The organism is Microbacterium sp. W4I20 (assembly GCF_030816505.1).
Lineage (GTDB): Bacteria > Actinomycetota > Actinomycetes > Actinomycetales > Microbacteriaceae > Microbacterium.
This window is the reverse complement of the sequence record NZ_JAUSYB010000001.1, coordinates 3,191,142-3,206,579: the sequence shown is the minus strand read 5'-3', so window position 1 is coordinate 3,206,579 and position 15,438 is coordinate 3,191,142. Positions and strand designations below refer to the sequence as shown.

Below are 15,438 nucleotides of genomic sequence, written 5' to 3'. Positions count from 1 at the left end.
GAAAGTCATCGATCGGCGGTCGGAATGGATGCTTTTCCGCGACGGGAGCCGAATCTCTCAGCCGATGTGCGCGGCGAGCTCGGTGTCGAAGACCTCCGGCTCGTCGAGGTGCGGCGCGTGACCGGCATCCGGCAGGGCGATCTCGCGGTACGTGCCGCCACCCGCCGAGTAGCGCTCGAGGACGGCCCGGGTCTGGGTGACCATCGGCTGCGGCGGCGCGACGTCGGCACCGGGCCACCCCGGCACGACGCCGAGCAGGCCGAGCTGGTTCAGGTCGAAGAACGAGGCATCCGAGACGATCGCGTCCTTCTCCCCGCGGATCCAGAGGATCGGCGGCTTCACCTCCAGGTCGACGATCCCCGAGAGGTCGAGATGCTGCGGCGCCATCGTGTTCAGCACGCCCCTGGTGCCGGCGGCGAAGCCCGGCCAGTTCTCCGAGGCGACGCCGTCACCCGGGTAGTTGTCGATTCCGGTGCGCGTGGTGAGCATCGACGCGACCCAGGCGTCCTCGTGCGCGGTCTGCCCCTCGGGCTGGGCGACATACGCGGTGCGGTAGACCGTGCGCGGAGAGGCCTGCGCCTCGTCGGTCGTGTCGCCCGCTTCGAGCCGGGCCACGAAGTCGGGGTTCGCTCCCCCGCCTCCTGTCCCGGCGCCGTCGGCGTCGTTGCGGATGCCGTCCGCACCGTGCGTGCCGCCGAACCCGTACGGCGAGACGGGTGACTCGAGCGTGAGCGAGAGCACCCGCTCGGGCGCGTCGAGCAGCACCTGCAGCGCGACGCCGCCACCCATGCTCCAGCCCACGAGGTGCACGGCGTCGAGGCCGAGGGCGTCGAGCACGGCGCGCACGTCGTCGGCGAAGTCGCGCAGCCCACGGGTCGCGTCGACCGGCTTCGTCTCGCTGTCGCCGAAGCCGCGGAGGTCGATCGCGAGCGCGCGGACTCCCGCGGGCAGGGCGAGCATGGTCGGCTGATAGAAGTGCGACGACGACACGTTCCCGTGCACGAACACCACGGTCGATGTCGGCGCCTCGGGATCGGCAGCCGCACGCTCGAGCACGTTCGCGGTGTAGCGCGGCGTCTCGATGCGGTGCGAACGGATGCCGTCGAAAAGGGCAGTGGTCATGTCGACTCCTTCGTCGGGTTCGGATGAGCGGATGCCGCCGCGGCGACGCGCACGGCACCGCGGTCGGCGAACAGGATCGTGTAGTGGTTCACGTCGTCGACCTCGACCACTTCGAGCTGAGGCACGAGTTCGCGGAAGCCCTCGAGAGCGCCGGCCGGATACAGCGGCTCGGCGTCGGTCAGCCCCCGCGGCGCCCGGAGCACGGTCACCGGCATCCGCAGCGAGCGCAGCGCGTCGAGGTACCAGTCGGGTCCGTACAGCTCGGCGCCGTCCTCGAACATCGCCGCGGCGACGGCGGATGCTCGGCGGTGCGGCACCTCGCCGTCGAGGTCGTACCGGGCGTAGGCCTCGACCGCGGGCGACCAGTCGCGCGCGAAGGCCGGGTGCGCACGCCAGAACGCGAGGTAGGCGTCGTCGTCGGCGAACTCCATCGACAGCCGCTGCGCAGCCGGACCGAGAAGGGCTCCGAGGTCGAGGTCTTCGACCCGGGCGACGTCCGCGGGCAGGGCCAGCGGCAGTCCGCCGTCGACGAGCACGAGCCGGTCGACGAGGTCGGGGCGCGCACCGGCGAGCGCCACCGCGACGAAAGCGCCCATGGAGTGGCCGATCACCGTGCGCGGCGCACCGCCGTCGGCATCCAGCAGCGCGGCGAGATCGGCGGCGTGCGTACGGAGGCCGTAGGGACCCGGCAAGGCGTTGCTGCGGCCGCGCCCGCGCAGATCGGGCGCGATCATGCGCCGTCGCGCCAGCAGAGCGGCGACCGTGTCCCACGAGCGGCCGTTCGCGGTGATGCCGTGGATCGCGAGCAGAGCGCGCTCATCGTCCGACGGGCCGAAGACCGTCGTCGCGAGCCCACCGTCCGCGGTGCTCATCGCGCCGACCACCCGCCGTCCATCGCGTACGAGGACCCGGTGACCGAGGCGGCCGTCTCGCCGCAGAGCCAGAGCGCGAGGTCGGCGACCTCCTCGGGCTCCAGCAGCCGCTTGACGGCCGACTCGACGAGCATGACCTTCTCGATCACCTCGGACTCCGGGATGCCGTGCACGCGCGCCTGGTCGGCGATCTGCTTCTCGACGAGCGGGGTGCGCACGTAGCCGGGATTCAGGCAGTTGCTGGTGACCCCGTGCTCCGCGCCCTCGAGCGCCGTGACCTTCGACAGCCCCTCGAGCGCATGCTTCGCGGTGACGTAGGCCGACTTGTACGGGCTGGCGCGGATGCCGTGCACCGAGCTGATGTTCACGACGCGGCCCCAGCCGCGGTCGTACATGCCCGGCAGCACGGCCTTCGCGAGCAGGAAGGGCGCCGTGACCATGATGTCCAGCATCCGTCGGAAGTCCGCAGGGTCGAAGTCCACGATCGGGGCGACCGTCTGGATGCCCGCGTTGTTGACGAGGATGTCGGCGTCGAACGACCGCTCGGCGAGCGCATCGAGATCGGCGAGGTCGATGACGAGCGGCTCGCCGCCCACCCTCGCGGCGACCCGCTCAGCACCGTCGGCATCGCGATCGGCCACCAGCACATGTGCCCCCGCACCTGCCAGCGCCTCGGCGCACGCCGCACCGATCCCACTCGCCGCGCCCGTCACCAGCGCGGTCCTGCCCTTCAGATCAGTGCCGCGCACCGTCCCCAGCTGCGTCACCATCCCGTCAGAGTAGTTCAGGAGATGGCACACCACCTAGGGCTTCGAGTATGCAAAACTGCACACGTGATGGCGCATTTCCCCACACCTCCGCTGAGCGCGGACGACCTGCTCGTGCTACTCGCCGTCGCGCGCACCGGGCGGTACACGTCGGCGGGACAGCAGCTCGGCCTCAACCACACCACGATCGCCCGTCGCATCGCCGCGCTCGAGGCCCAGCTCGGCGGGAGAGTCCTGTCGCGCGCCGACGGCGGATGGGAGCTGACGCCGCTCGGCGCCAGGGCGATCGCGGCGGCCGAAGAGGTCGAGCGCGCGTTGAGCGGCCTCGACGAGCGCGACACCGCGCGGATCGAGGGGCTCATCCGCCTCTCCGCCACCGACGGCTTCAGCGGTTTCATCGCCGCTCCCGCGATGGCGCAGCTGCAGGCGAAACATCCCGACGTGCGGCTCGAGATCGTCACCGGCACCCGGCAGGCGTCCCAGCAGCGGGCCGGCGCCGATCTGGAGGTCGTCGTCGGGCGACCGCAGGTGCGTCGGGCGAGGGCCGTGCACCTCGCGCACTACGCGCTGGGGCTCTATGCCAGCCGCGACTATCTGCGTCGGCATCCGACTCCCGCAACGCCCGAGGATCTCGTCGGCAGGCCGCTGGTGTACTTCATCGAGTCGATGCTGCACGTCGACTCGCTCGACGACGCGCGTCGGGTCGTGCCGGGGATGACGGGTGCCGTCGCGAGCACGAACGTGTACGTGCACGTGGACGCCACCCGCGGTGGCGCCGGCTTCGGGCTGCTTCCGGCCTTCCTGGCCGACCCGCACGACGACCTGGTGCGCGTGCTGCCCGACACGGTCGAGGCTCGACTGCCCTACTGGCTGGTCGCGCGACCCGATGCACTGCGCCAACCCGCCGTCATGGCCTTCGTCGAGGCCCTTCAGGAGCGGGTCAAGGCCGTGCGCCCCCAGCTGTTGGGCGAGAACTGACTGTTCCGGTCGCGAAAATGCACCCCGGTCGGCGTCGGATCGCTGCGTTTTCGCGACCGGAACCCGGGGTCAGGCCATCGCGGCCGACGCCGCTTCGTCCTCGGTCGTCGCGACCAGCTGCCCGCAGGCCCCGTCGATCTCCTTGCCGCGGGTGTCGCGGAGGGTCGTCGGGATGCCGGCGTCGTTGAGGCGGCGCACGAACTCGTTCGTGACGTCGCGCTCGGACGCGGTCCAGATCGAGCCGGGCGTCGGGTTCAGCGGGATCGGGTTCACGTGTACCCAGCCCCGTCCGCGCTGGTTGAGCTTCTCCGCCAGCAGATCGGCACGCCAGGCGTGGTCATTCATGTCCTTGATCAGCGCGTACTCGATCGAGACACGGCGGCCGGTCTTCTCGTAGTACTCGTACGCGGCATCGAGCGCCTCGTCGACCTTCCACTTCGAGTTCACCGGGATGAGCTCGTCGCGCAGGTGGTCGTCGGGAGCGTGCAGCGAGAGCGCGAAGGTCACCGGGATGCCCTCGTCGGAGAGCTTCTTGATCGCGGGCACGAGGCCGACCGTCGACACGGTGATGCCGCGGGCGCTCATGCCGAGGCCGTCGGGCTGGGGTGCGACCATCGAGCGCACGGCATCCATCACGCGCTTGTAGTTCGCGAGCGGCTCGCCCATCCCCATGAAGACGATGTTCGAGACGCGCTCCATGCTGTGGTCGTCGGACTTCTTGCCGCCCAGTCCGCCGTCGGCGATGAGGCGGTTCGCTCGCACGATCTGCTCGATGATCTCGGCGGTCGACATGTTGCGGGTGAGACCTGCCTGGCCGGTCGCGCAGAACGGGCAGTTCATGCCGCAGCCGGCCTGGCTCGACACGCACAGCGTGATGCGGCCGGGGTAGCGCATCAGCACCGACTCCACGAGCGCGCCGTCGTGCAGGCGCCAGAGGAACTTGATCGTGTCGCCGCGGTCGGTCTCGAGCCGGCGCACCTCGGTGAGCAGCGGGGGCAGCATGCCGCTGACGAGCTGTTCTCGGGTGTCAGCCGGAAGGTCGGTCATCTCGGCCGGGTCCGACGTGTAGTGCCGGAAGTAGTGGGTCGACAGCTGCTTCGCGCGGAAGCCGGGGAGCCCGAGTTCCTTGACCTTCTCGATGCGCTCGGCGGGAGTGAGGTCGGCCAGGTGCACGGGCGGCTTGCCGCGCTTCGGGCTCGCGAACTGCAGCAGCGGACGCCCCGTGGCATCCTTCTGCTGCGTCCAGCCCTCGGTCGCCGGGCGCACCTGTGCAGGCTTCGTGGAGCGGATCTTGCCCTGAGCGGGTCGTCCCTGCGGGGCGGACGCGGATGCTGCGGGGCGCGTCTCGCGCGTGCGGGGAGTATCGGTCATACCTCTAAGGGTACGGGGTGCCGGGTGGGAAGGCCCTGGGGCGCGGGACTCCTGCTCCCTAGACTGAGCCCATGATGGACATCGTCTGGATCATCGGGCTCGTCGTCGGCCTCATCGTGATCGTGGTGATCGTCTCCGCGGCGCTCCGCGGCATGCGGCCCAAGCTGCCGGAGCCGCAGGTGTTCACTCCGTCGCCGACGACGGCGCGCTCGCTCCCGGCATCCTCCGCGGCATCGACCGCCTCGGGACTCACCCCGCAGGTCGTCGCCGAGATCGACCGGTTCATCGGAGCCGGGCAGAAGATCCACGCCATCAAGCTGTTCCGCGGTGCGACCGGCGTCGGGCTGAAGGAGGCCAAGGACCGGGTCGAGCACTGGTCGATCAGCACGACCGCCCCGCACCTGGCAGCGGTTTCCAACGCATCGGCGGCGTACTCGTCGATCACCCCCACCACCCACACGCCCGCGTCCGTCCGTGCTTCGCTCCCCGCCCCGGTGGCTGCGGAGATCGACCGGTTGGTCGCCGGCAATCAGCAGATCGTCGCGATCAAGATGGTCCGAGAGCAGACCGGGCTCGGTCTCCGCGAGTCGAAGAACATCGTCGACGCCTGGCGGGGCTGACCGCTCGGCTTGTGACCGCGGGCCGCGGTCGTCGAGAATGGCAGCGTCCCCCACGCTAGGAGCCCTCGATGGCTGATCGTCTCGCCCGCGCCCGCCGCACCGGCATCCTCGCCGTGCTCCGCGCCCCCTCCCCCGAGCTTGCGCTGGAGGCGGCGGAGGCGATCATCCGCGGCGGTGTCGCGGGCATCGAGGTGACCTTCTCCACCCCCGACGCACCCGCGGTCATCCGTGAGCTGATCGCCCGCCACGGAGACGCCGCGTACATCGGCGCCGGTACCGTGACGACACCCGAGCAGGCGACCCTCTCGGCCGAGGCCGGCGCCGAGTTCCTGGTCAGCCCCGGCACCCTCCCCGACCTGACGCGGGCCATGCTCGACACCGACCGCGTGGTGATGACCGGCGCGATGACGCCGACCGAGGTCATGTCGGCTCTCGGACTGGGCGTCGACGTCGTCAAGATCTTCCCCGCGTCGCTCGGCGGTCCGGCGTACCTCGGCGCTCTGCGCGGGCCGTTCCCCGATGCACCCCTCATGCCGACCGGCGGGGTGAGCCCCGACAACCTCGCGGCGTGGTTCGCGGCCGGAGCGGTCGCGGTGGGCGCCGGCGGCGACCTCGCCAACGGCGCGTCGATCGCGGCATCCGATTGGGCCGACATCGAGCAGCGCGCGGCCCGGTTCGCAGCCGCTCTCGACGCCGCGCGAGGCTGATCGCTTCCTCAGACTGGTTTGGTATACCAGAATGATGAGGATGAGACGGATGCTGCTCGCGACAGCCCTCGCAGCGAGCATGGCGCTGGGAGCGACCGCGTGCAGCGCCGCCGTCGATCCCCCGACATCCTCCGAGGAGCCCTCCGTGTCCGACGCCACCCGTGATCTGCTCGCCGCCGCCCTCGCCGGAGACACGGCGGCGATCTCCGCCGCCGTCGAGGCCGGCGCCGACATCGAGGCCCACCGAGAGGGCTGGATGACGGCCCTGGTGATCGCGACCAAGGCGGACGACCTCGCCGCGGCCCGGGTGCTCATCGAGGCAGGCGCCGACGTGAACACCCAGGACGATATCCAGGACTCGGCCTTCCTCTACGCGGGAGCTCGCGGTCACGACGAGATCCTCCGTCTCACGCTCTCGCACGGAGCCGATCTGGCGAGCACGAACCGCTTCGGCGGCACCGCGCTCATCCCGGCATCCGAGCGGGGGCTCCTCCCCACGGTGGAAATCCTGCTCGAGGCGGGCGTCGATCCGGATCACGTCAACGACCTGGGTTGGACCGCGCTCCACGAGGCGATCGTGCTCGGCGACGGGTCCGGCGCCTACGTCGACGTCGTCCGCGCGCTCATCGACGGGGGTGCGGACCCGACGATCCGCGACGGCGACGGCACCCTTCCGCGCGACCTCGCCGCCGACCGGGGCTACGACGCGATCGTCGCCGAGCTCGAGCGGTGATCCTCCTCGACACGTGGGCGTGGGCGGCGCTCGGCGTCGCCGCCGTCACGATCGGCATCTCGAAGACCGCGATCCCCGGCGGAAACATCCTCGCGATCGCCCTGTTCGCGGCCGTCCTCCCGGCGCGCACGTCGACCGCCGCGATGCTGCTGCTGCTGATGGTCGGCGACGTGTTCGCGCTGATCGCCTATCGGCGGCACGCGCACTGGCCGACGCTGCTGCGCCTCGCACCCGCGGTCGTGGCCGGACTCCTCGTCGGATTCGCGTTCCTGGCGTTCGCCGACGACGGTATCGTCCGGCGTGCGATCGGCGTGATCCTGCTCCTCATGATCGCGGTCACCCTGTGGCGCCGCTGGCGGCAGGAGAGATCGGATGCTGTCGCCCCGGTTCGCGGCGGCCTGGCACTGGCCGGCGCCTACGGCACCCTCGGCGGATTCACCACGATGGTGGCGAACGCCGGCGGCCCGGTGATGTCGATGTACTTCCTCGCGACGCGCACTCCGGTGCAGGTCTTCCTCGGCACCTCGGCGTGGTTCTTCGCGATCATCAACCTGGTGAAGGTGCCGTTCCTCGCAGGGCTCGGGCTGTTCCACGGCCCGGTGCTGCTGATGGATGCCGTGCTCGCACCCCTGGTGGTGATCGGCGCACTCACCGGCATCCGTCTGGCGAAGCGCATGGATCAGCGCCTGTTCGACCGCATCGTGATCGTGCTCACCGTGGTCGGCGCGGTGTACCTGCTGTTCTGACCGCCGATCAGGCCCGCCGCCCTCAGTCGAGGAAGATGTCGGGGAACAGCGCCGAGTCCGGGGTTCCGGGGATCGCGGCGTAGCCCGAGAAGTCGGTCACGCCGTCGGCCTCGAGCACGTCCTCCACGATGAGCGTCTGTCCGGTGTACGTCGCGGCCGGCTTGAGCAGCACCGCGTAGGCGGCATCCGCATAGATGTCGGGCGTGCGGCTCGCCGCCATGACCTTGTCGCCGCCGAGCAGGTTCTGCACGGCGGCAGTCGCGATCGTGGTGCGGGGCCACAGGGTGTTCGCGGCGATGCCGTCGCGCGCGAACTCCGCGGCGAGCCCGAGCGTCACCATCGTCATCCCGAACTTCGCCAGCGTGTAGCCGGTGTGCGCACCCAGCCACTTCGGGCTCGGGTTCAGCGGTGGCGAGAGCGACAGGATGTGCGGGTTCTCGGCATCCTTCAGGATCGGCACCGCGGCACGCGAGAGCATGAACGTGCCGCGCACGTTGACGTCCTGCATCAGGTCGTATTTCTTCGCACCGAGTTCGAGCGAACGCGAGAGGTCGATGACGCTGGCGTTGTTGATCACGATGTCGATGCCGCCGAACTCGGCCTGTGTCTTCAGCACGGCCTCGGTGATGTCGTCGTCGTCGCGCACGTCGCCGACGATCGGCAGCGCCTGGCCGCCGGCCGCACGGATCTGCTCGGCCGCGGAGTGCACCGTGCCCTCGAGCTTCGGATGCGGGGTGTCGGTCTTCGCGAGCATGGCGATGTTGGCGCCGTCGGCGGCCGCGCGCAGGGCGATCGCGAGGCCGATGCCGCGGCTTCCGCCCGACATCAGAATGGTCTTGCCTGCCAGTGACATGGGTGCTCCTCGAATGTGCGGGTCGGTTTACTTCGGTGCCATGCGGATCGCGCCGTCGAGGCGGATCGTCTCACCGTTCAGGTAGGAGTTCTCGACGATGTGCTGCACCAGGGCGGCGTACTCGTCGGGGCGGCCGAGGCGAGACGGGAACGGCACCTGCTGACCGAGCGAATCCTGCGCGGCCTGCGGCAGTCCCATGAGCATGGGCGTCTCCATGATCCCGGGGGCGATCGTGCAGACGCGGATGCCGTGGCGGGCGAGCTCGCGCGCTACCGGAAGGGTCATCGCGTGGACGCCGCCCTTCGATGCGGAGTAGGCCGCCTGCCCGATCTGGCCGTCGAAGGCCGCAACGCTGGCGGTGTTCACGATGACCCCGCGCTCCTCAGAACCCGGTCCCTGAGCCTGACGAAGGGCGTTCTTCGCGATGACGGCGGAGGCCTGCGACAGCACGTTGAACGTGCCGAGGAGGTTGATGCGGATCACGCGCTCGAAGTCGCCGAGTACGGCGGGGACGCCCTCGCGGTCGAGCACCTTGGCGGGCGGGGCGATGCCGGCGCAGTTGACGACGACGCGCAGCGGGGCGGCAGCCTGGGCCGCGGCGACGGCGGCCCGCACCTCCTCGACGTTCGTGACGTCGGCGGGCACGAAGATCCCGCCGAGCTCCTCCGCGACCTCGGCGCCCTTCGACGACGCGAGGTCGACGATGGTGACGTGAGCGCCGGCGGCCGTCAGCCGACGAGCCGTGGCGAGGCCGAGCCCGGAGGCTCCGCCGGTGATGAGCGCACCCTGTCCGCTGATCTGCATCGGAAGTTCTCCCTCGAACGTCGTCGTGCGCCCCGGCGACGTGGAACGCAGTCTCAGCCTACGTGGTTCTCCGTGCAGTCACGAAGCCGGCCGCGACCACCGGGCGCCGACCACCTCCCGTGGGCCAGGATGTACCCATGACCTTCCCGACCGAACCCGTCTCCGTGCCCGAGAAGGTGCGCCTCCTCGCGCACGGCGCCGACCTCGTGTGCGTCTGGGACAACGACTACGGCGGCCTGACGTTCCGCGCCACCGGCGCGGGCGACCCGTTCTACATCAAGTGGGGCCCGCGCAACCTCGAGTTCACCCTCCAGGACGAGGCCGAGCGGATGACGTGGGCGTCTCGCTGGATCACCGTGCCGACCGTGCTCGAACAGGGGCAGGACGAGACGCACGAGTGGCTCGTGACCGCCGCGATCGACGGCCTCAGCGCCGTGGATCCGCGGTGGGTGGCCGAACCCGCGGTCGCCGTGCGCGCCGTCGGCGAGGCGCTCCGCGCGATGCACGACACCCTGCCCGTCGAGGAATGTCCGTGGGAGTGGAGCGTGCCGTCCCGCCTCGCGAACGCCGAGCGGCGCGGCATCGAGGTGCCCGAGGCGTTCCGCACGCCGCCGGAGATCGACCGTCTCGTGGTCAGCCATGGCGACGCCTGCTGCCCGAACACGCTGATCGGCCACGGCGGCCGCTGGCTGGCGCACGTCGACCTGGCGCTGCTCGGCACCGCCGACCGCTGGGCCGACCTCGCCGTCGCCTCGATGAGCACCGAGTGGAACTACGGCCCCGGCTGGGAGGACGCGCTGATCGCGGCCTACGGCGTCGAGCCCGACCGCGAGCGGCTCGCGTACTACCGGGAGCTGTGGAACGCGACCTGAGCCGGAGCGGAGCCAGCGGGGCTCAGCTCCACACGAACCGGAACGTGCCGAGAGCGACAGCCGCCGCGAGCGCCAGGGCCATGATCGCGAGCCCGCCGAGCACCGCGACGGCGTCGCGCGGATGCAGGCGCGACGGCCGCGACCAGGTGCGAGGGATGCCGGAGCCGAAGCCGCGCGCCTCCATCGCCAACGCCAGCTTCGAGCCGCGACGCACCGCGAAGACGAGCAGCACGAAGGCCATCGAGAAGAACCGGCGCAGCACCCCGCGGTCGCCGACGCCGCGTGCGCGGCGAGCCAGACCCATAGTGCGCCAATCGTCGAGGAACAGCCCCAGCATCCGGGTGCCGGCCAGGATGCCGAGCACGAAGCGGCTCGGCAGCTTCGCGACCTGCGAGAGCGCGTCGGCGAGCTGTGTGGGGTCGGTGCCACCGAACAGCAGGATGGTGGGCAGTCCGAGCGCGATCACGCGCAGGCTCACCGCGATCGCGAGCACGATCGATCCCTCGCTGATGGTGGCGAAGCCGAACGACCAGTAGATCCGGCCGGCGGGCTCCGCGTAGAGCAGCATGCTGACCCCGGCGATCGGTGCGAAGATCACGATCGGCAGCAGACGCTTCAGCACGGTCGTGAGGCGCAGGCCGGTCAGAGGAAGGCAGAGGAGCTGCAGCGCGACTGCGACGACGGCGCTCGTCACATCGATCGAGGCGAACAGCGGCACCGACAGCAGGATCGCGAGCACGAGCTTGGTGACCGGGTTGACGCCGTCGAGCCAGACCGTCCGCGCGGTGTCCGTCGCGGTCATGCCGCCGCCCCCAGCTCGATCCGGTGGCCGCCCAGGTGTCGGATCACGGCGTCGTCGTGCGTGACGGCGACGACCGAGCGTCCGCGGGCGATCTCCTCCTGCAGCAGGGCCACGAGCGAGATCCACCCGCGGCGGTCCTGCCCGAACGTGGGCTCGTCGAGCACGATCACCTCGGGTGCTCCGGCGAGCACGGTCGCCACCGAGAGGCGTCGCTTCTGCCCCCCGGAGAGCGTGAACGGATTCGCCAGCGCGAGGGGGGCGAGGCCGAGGCGGTCCAGGAGCTCATCGACCACGGCATCCGTCCGCGCCGGCGTCCACCCGAGAGCGCGCGGGCCGACGGCCAGCTCGTCGCGCAGCGTCTGGGCGAGGAACTGGTGCTCGGGCTCTTGGAACACCATCCCGATGCGGGTCAGCAGTTCGCGGGACGTCCAGCGGATCGGCCGCAGTCCCCGCCGACCGGCCAGTTCCGGCGCGGCCTGCACCTCTCCCGCGTGCTCCGGGATGAGCCCCGCGAGGGTGAGCGCGAGGGTCGACTTGCCGGCGCCGTTCGGTCCGGTGATCACGGTCGCGTTCGCCCGCGGCACCCGCACCTCGAGGCCCGACTGCACGACGACAGCCGGCTCCCTGGCGACGGCGAGCCCCGTCGCGGTGAGTGCAGCGGATGCCGTCACCTGCTGCAGCACGGGCAGGTCGATGCCCCGGTCGGGCACCCACACCCCGGCGTCGGCGAGGGCGGTGCCGTGCTCGGCGAAGACCCGCCCCGGGGCGCCGTCGGCCAGGAGACCGCCGTCCGCGGCGAGCACGATCACCCGATCCATCAGGTCGACCCAGACCGGGGTGCGATGCTCGACGACGATCAGCGTCGCCCCGGTCGCAGCGACGGCGCGCTCGACGCTCGCCCGTACCTCGCGTACACCCTCCGGATCGAGGTTCGCGGTCGGCTCGTCGAGCAGCAGCAGACCCGGGCGCATCGCCAGCACCCCCGCGAGAACGAGCCGCTGCTTCTGCCCACCCGAGAGCGCCTTGGTCGGGCGCTCCAACGGCACGTCGAGACCGACAGCATCCATCGCCTCGGCGACACGGCCGGGGATGTCGGATGGCGCGACGCCGAGGTTCTCGCACCCGAACGCGATGTCGTCGCCCACCTTGGACAGCACGATCCCGGCATCCGGATCCTGCAGGACCAGACCCACCTGACCGCGCCGCGACTCGGGCGCCGCGCCGTCGACGAGCAGAGAGCCGGTCCGGTCGCCTTCGTCGTCGCCACCGAGCACGCCGGCGAGCCCCGCGAGCAGCGTGGACTTGCCCGCGCCGGAGGCACCGAGCAGGAGCACGCGCTCGCCGGGCTCGATCGTGAAGCTCACGTCGGCGACCGCCGGTCGCTTCCGCCCGGCGTATCGCCATCCCCAGCCCGCAGCCTGCACTCGGGCCGGGGCGGCGAGGGTCACGCTCAGACCTCGCGCACGTGCTCTCGCCCGACGGCGAAGCGGTTAAGCGCGCCGGTCACCGCGAGAGCGCGCACGAGCAGCCAGCCGACGACGCCGGCCAGGATCGCCCCCGAGACGACGACGCTGACCAGGTAGATCGTGTTGAACTCGAACGACTTGAGGATGTTGGGCGAGCTGCCGTAGAACAGCTCGAACACCCATGCCGCGGCGGCGGCGCCGACACCTGAGAGGGCCGCCACGACGATGCCGAACCGTCGGTAGAAGAACAGAGCAAAGATGAGCTCCGCGCCGAACCCCTGGACGATGCCGGACAGCACGGTGGAGACGCCCCAGACGTTGCCGATCAGCATCGAGATCACTGCTGCCACGATCTCGACCACCAGCGCCGCACCGGGCTTGCGGATCACCAGGCCACCGATGACGCCGCCGATCAGCCAGATGCCGACGGCGACCCCGCCGAGCCCCGGGGTGAGGGCGTCGGCCGCGCCGAACCAGGCACCGCCGATGATGTTCCAGCCCCAGAAGACGAGGCCGATCGCGACGCCGAGGACAGCGGCGACGACGATGTCGACGACGCGCCAGCGCCAGACCTGCGGACCGCCCAGGCCTTCGCGTGCGGAACCCGACGTCTTCGTTGATGTGGACGTGGATGTACTCATCTGAACTCCTCCCTGCGCTGGCATGACCCAGATCAGGTTCGACGGTCGAAGCGCGATTCGCTCCCTCTCAGCCCGGCTCGCCGGACTCCCGTGGTTGTGTTGACGATCCTATCGCCTCCCGACACCCGACCGCCTCGGGGGCGGTTCGGCGCAGATCACCGCAGAGATTCGGTACCGTAAGCGGGTGAGCGCTTCCGATCCCACCGATGAGGCGACGGGAGTCGTCGGCGACGACACCCGGTCGACCGCCCCCTCCGCTGTCGAGGGCGTCGACGATCTGCCGTTCGGAGCGGATGCCACCGCAGAAGACTCCGAGCATTCAGGGTTCGCGGCCGATGCGCTCTTCGCCGGCGATGCTCCGCCTCCGGCTCCGGCCATCGCTCCCGTTCTCCCGGTCTCCGCTACCGAGGTCGACTCGCTGTTCCGCACGGAGAGCAGGACCGATCAGCACGCGGATGAGCTGTCCGTTGCCGAGCTGCTTCCCGCCACACCGACTGACGCCGAGGCTGCCGCCACCGCAGAAGCCACCGACGCCGAGCTGGTGTCCCCCGCGCCGGACGCCGATGCCGACTCCGAACCCGGCGCCGACTCCGTCGACGACGCCGGCTCCGACCCCGCCCTCGTCTCCGACTCCGACTCCGACTCCGACTCCGTCGAATCGATCGCGATCCTCGAGCCGCTCGAGGCGCAATGGGCGGATGAGAAGGCGCCCGCCACCGCGCTGACCTGGGTCGACGCCGGCGCGGTCGCCCGGACTTCACCCACCGCGACCCTCGACACGACGGCCGAGGCAGAAGACTCGGAGGCGTTGATGCGCGGGGCGCACCTTCGGCCGGTGCTCACCCGTCCCGGCGTGCTGGTCCCTCTCTGCGTGCTCGCCGGTCTCGTCGCGGCCTATGCCGGAACCACCCTGCTGATCCCCCTGCACGCGGTGCAGCCCACCGTGCAGGCCGTCGAGTTCGCCACCACGCCCGCCCCGGCGGCGGCCCTCACCTGGCCGGGACGCGGCAGCGCCGCGGTGGGCATCGGGGGTGTGAGCATCGCGGCATCCGCTTCGAACGCCGTGAGCATCGCCAGCGTCACCAAGGTCGTCAGCAGTCTGATGGTGCTCGACCGGATGCCGCTCGCGCTTGGCGAGCAGGGGCCCGAGTTCGGCTTCACCTTCGGGGACAGCATCGACTACTGGAACTATCGCAGAGCCGACCAGTCCGCGCTCGACGTCCCCGTCGACGGCGTTCTGACGGAGTATCAGCTGCTGCAGGGCACGCTGCTCGGCTCGGCGAACAACTACATCGATCGCCTCGCCTCTGAGATCTGGGGCTCTGACGACGAGTTCGCCGCTGCCGCCGAGGTCTGGCTGCGGGAGCGCGGGCTCGACGGGATCACCGTCGTGACACCCTCCGGTTTCGACGAGCGCAACGTGGCCACTCCGCAGGCGCTGGTCGAGCTGGGCGAATGGGCGATGAAGAATCCGGTGTTCGCGCAGATCGTCGGAACGAAGTCTGTCGACCTGCCGGGTGCCGGCAACGTCGTGAACACGAACGGGATGCTCGCCGATCCCGGTGTCGTCGGCATCAAGACCGGCACGCTGGTCGGCTGGAACCTCCTCACCGCGAAGGACGTGGCGGTCGGAGACACCACCGTGCACCTGTATGCGGCCGTTCTGGATCAGGGCAATGATGCTCAGCGCCTCGCGGCCACACGGACACTGTTCGCCGAGACCGAGGCAGCCCTGCAGGCGCAGGAGCCGGCGGTCGCCGAAGGCACGGTCGTCGGCGAGGTGACCACCCTGTGGGGCACGAAGGTCGACGTCATCGCGGGCGCCGACGCGGATGTCGTGCTCTGGAACGGCGCACTCGCGACGGCGACTCCCGCCTTCGATCTGGGCAGCGAGCGCGCGGAGAACGGCGAGGTCGGCACGCTCACGACCGTGGGCCCGCTCGGTACGACCACGACGCCGCTGACGCTGGCCCAGGATGTCGAGGGACCGAGTGCGTGGTGGCGTCTGACGCACCCGCTCGACCTGCTCGGCCTGGACGACGGCTCCTGACGCCCGCCGTCCCCGCACATCGCAGACGCCCCAC

At 70.8% G+C, this 15,438-nt stretch carries 16 protein-coding genes and 1 riboswitch; of the genes, 7 read left to right on the top strand and 9 right to left on the bottom strand.

Features of this window, described 5'->3' with window-relative positions; genetic code table 11:
* Positions 1-57: 57 nt before the first annotated feature.
* The 3 genes from QFZ21_RS15570 to QFZ21_RS15560 are packed head-to-tail and all read right to left on the bottom strand — an operon-like array spanning position 58 to position 2,764.
* The gene (locus tag QFZ21_RS15570) at positions 58-1,122 is read right to left on the bottom strand and encodes an alpha/beta fold hydrolase (RefSeq protein ID WP_307379326.1); all 1,065 of its coding nucleotides are present in this window, start codon (positions 1,120-1,122) and stop codon (positions 58-60) included.
* Complete coding sequence (locus QFZ21_RS15565) at positions 1,119-1,994, bottom strand: alpha/beta fold hydrolase (protein WP_307379325.1); 876 nt, start codon at positions 1,992-1,994, stop codon at positions 1,119-1,121. Before QFZ21_RS15565 ends, QFZ21_RS15570 begins: the two co-directional genes overlap by 4 nt.
* Positions 1,991-2,764 (bottom strand): 3-hydroxybutyrate dehydrogenase, encoded by a 774-nt coding sequence (locus QFZ21_RS15560; RefSeq protein ID WP_307379322.1) that lies wholly within the window; start codon positions 2,762-2,764, stop codon positions 1,991-1,993. Before QFZ21_RS15560 ends, QFZ21_RS15565 begins: the two co-directional genes overlap by 4 nt.
* A 66-nt stretch (positions 2,765-2,830) precedes the next feature.
* Here QFZ21_RS15560 and QFZ21_RS15555 point away from each other — a divergent pair, with 66 nt between their 5' ends.
* Complete coding sequence (locus QFZ21_RS15555; protein ID WP_307381318.1) at positions 2,831-3,739, top strand: LysR family transcriptional regulator; 909 nt, start codon at positions 2,831-2,833, stop codon at positions 3,737-3,739.
* A gap of 69 nt (positions 3,740-3,808) precedes the next feature.
* Here the strand turns inward: QFZ21_RS15555 and rlmN are convergent, their stop codons facing one another.
* Positions 3,809-5,110: a 23S rRNA (adenine(2503)-C(2))-methyltransferase RlmN gene (rlmN, locus tag QFZ21_RS15550; protein ID WP_307379319.1), complete on the bottom strand. Its 1,302-nt coding sequence runs from the start codon at positions 5,108-5,110 to the stop codon at positions 3,809-3,811.
* Positions 5,111-5,181: 71 nt separating this feature from the next.
* Between rlmN and QFZ21_RS15545 the strand changes: the two genes are divergently transcribed.
* From QFZ21_RS15545 to QFZ21_RS15530, 4 genes are all read left to right on the top strand, one after another.
* Positions 5,182-5,730, top strand: coding sequence for a ribosomal protein L7/L12 (locus tag QFZ21_RS15545; protein ID WP_307379316.1), 549 nt, complete (start codon positions 5,182-5,184; stop codon positions 5,728-5,730).
* Between the two features lie 68 nt (positions 5,731-5,798).
* On the top strand, positions 5,799-6,437 hold the full coding sequence (locus QFZ21_RS15540; protein ID WP_307379314.1) for a bifunctional 4-hydroxy-2-oxoglutarate aldolase/2-dehydro-3-deoxy-phosphogluconate aldolase: 639 nt from the start codon (positions 5,799-5,801) through the stop codon (positions 6,435-6,437).
* A 40-nt stretch (positions 6,438-6,477) separates the two neighbouring features.
* A complete protein-coding gene (locus QFZ21_RS15535) occupies positions 6,478-7,170 on the top strand; it encodes an ankyrin repeat domain-containing protein (RefSeq protein ID WP_373426024.1) in 693 nt (230 codons plus the stop codon).
* Positions 7,167-7,916, top strand: a complete 750-nt coding sequence (locus QFZ21_RS15530) for a sulfite exporter TauE/SafE family protein (RefSeq protein ID WP_307379312.1) — start codon at positions 7,167-7,169, stop codon at positions 7,914-7,916. The genes QFZ21_RS15535 and QFZ21_RS15530 overlap by 4 nt, the downstream gene beginning before the upstream one ends.
* A gap of 22 nt (positions 7,917-7,938) precedes the next feature.
* Here the strand turns inward: QFZ21_RS15530 and QFZ21_RS15525 are convergent, their stop codons facing one another.
* Positions 7,939-8,769, bottom strand: a complete 831-nt coding sequence (locus tag QFZ21_RS15525) for an NAD(P)-dependent oxidoreductase (RefSeq protein ID WP_307379310.1) — start codon at positions 8,767-8,769, stop codon at positions 7,939-7,941.
* A gap of 27 nt (positions 8,770-8,796) precedes the next feature.
* Complete coding sequence (locus QFZ21_RS15520; protein ID WP_307379309.1) at positions 8,797-9,573, bottom strand: SDR family NAD(P)-dependent oxidoreductase; 777 nt, start codon at positions 9,571-9,573, stop codon at positions 8,797-8,799.
* A 137-nt stretch (positions 9,574-9,710) separates the two neighbouring features.
* On the opposite strand from QFZ21_RS15520, the gene QFZ21_RS15515 reads away from it, so the two are divergent.
* Positions 9,711-10,445, top strand: a complete 735-nt coding sequence (locus QFZ21_RS15515; RefSeq protein WP_307379306.1) for an aminoglycoside 3'-phosphotransferase — start codon at positions 9,711-9,713, stop codon at positions 10,443-10,445.
* A 22-nt stretch (positions 10,446-10,467) separates the two neighbouring features.
* On the opposite strand, the gene QFZ21_RS15510 is transcribed toward QFZ21_RS15515, so the two are convergent.
* From QFZ21_RS15510 to QFZ21_RS15500, 3 genes are all read right to left on the bottom strand, one after another.
* On the bottom strand, positions 10,468-11,247 hold the full coding sequence (locus QFZ21_RS15510; RefSeq protein ID WP_307379304.1) for an energy-coupling factor transporter transmembrane protein EcfT: 780 nt from the start codon (positions 11,245-11,247) through the stop codon (positions 10,468-10,470).
* Positions 11,244-12,701: an ABC transporter ATP-binding protein gene (locus QFZ21_RS15505; RefSeq protein WP_307381315.1), complete on the bottom strand. Its 1,458-nt coding sequence runs from the start codon at positions 12,699-12,701 to the stop codon at positions 11,244-11,246. Before QFZ21_RS15505 ends, QFZ21_RS15510 begins: the two co-directional genes overlap by 4 nt.
* The gene (locus QFZ21_RS15500; RefSeq protein ID WP_307379303.1) at positions 12,698-13,354 is read right to left on the bottom strand and encodes an ECF transporter S component; all 657 of its coding nucleotides are present in this window, start codon (positions 13,352-13,354) and stop codon (positions 12,698-12,700) included. The genes QFZ21_RS15505 and QFZ21_RS15500 overlap by 4 nt, the downstream gene beginning before the upstream one ends.
* Positions 13,345-13,456: riboswitch (TPP riboswitch) on the bottom strand. It overlaps the preceding gene by 10 nt.
* Positions 13,457-13,538: 82 nt before the next feature.
* Between QFZ21_RS15500 and QFZ21_RS15495 the strand changes: the two genes are divergently transcribed.
* Positions 13,539-15,404 (top strand): D-alanyl-D-alanine carboxypeptidase family protein, encoded by a 1,866-nt coding sequence (locus tag QFZ21_RS15495; RefSeq protein ID WP_307379301.1) that lies wholly within the window; start codon positions 13,539-13,541, stop codon positions 15,402-15,404.
* The last annotated feature ends 34 nt before the right edge of the window (positions 15,405-15,438 follow it).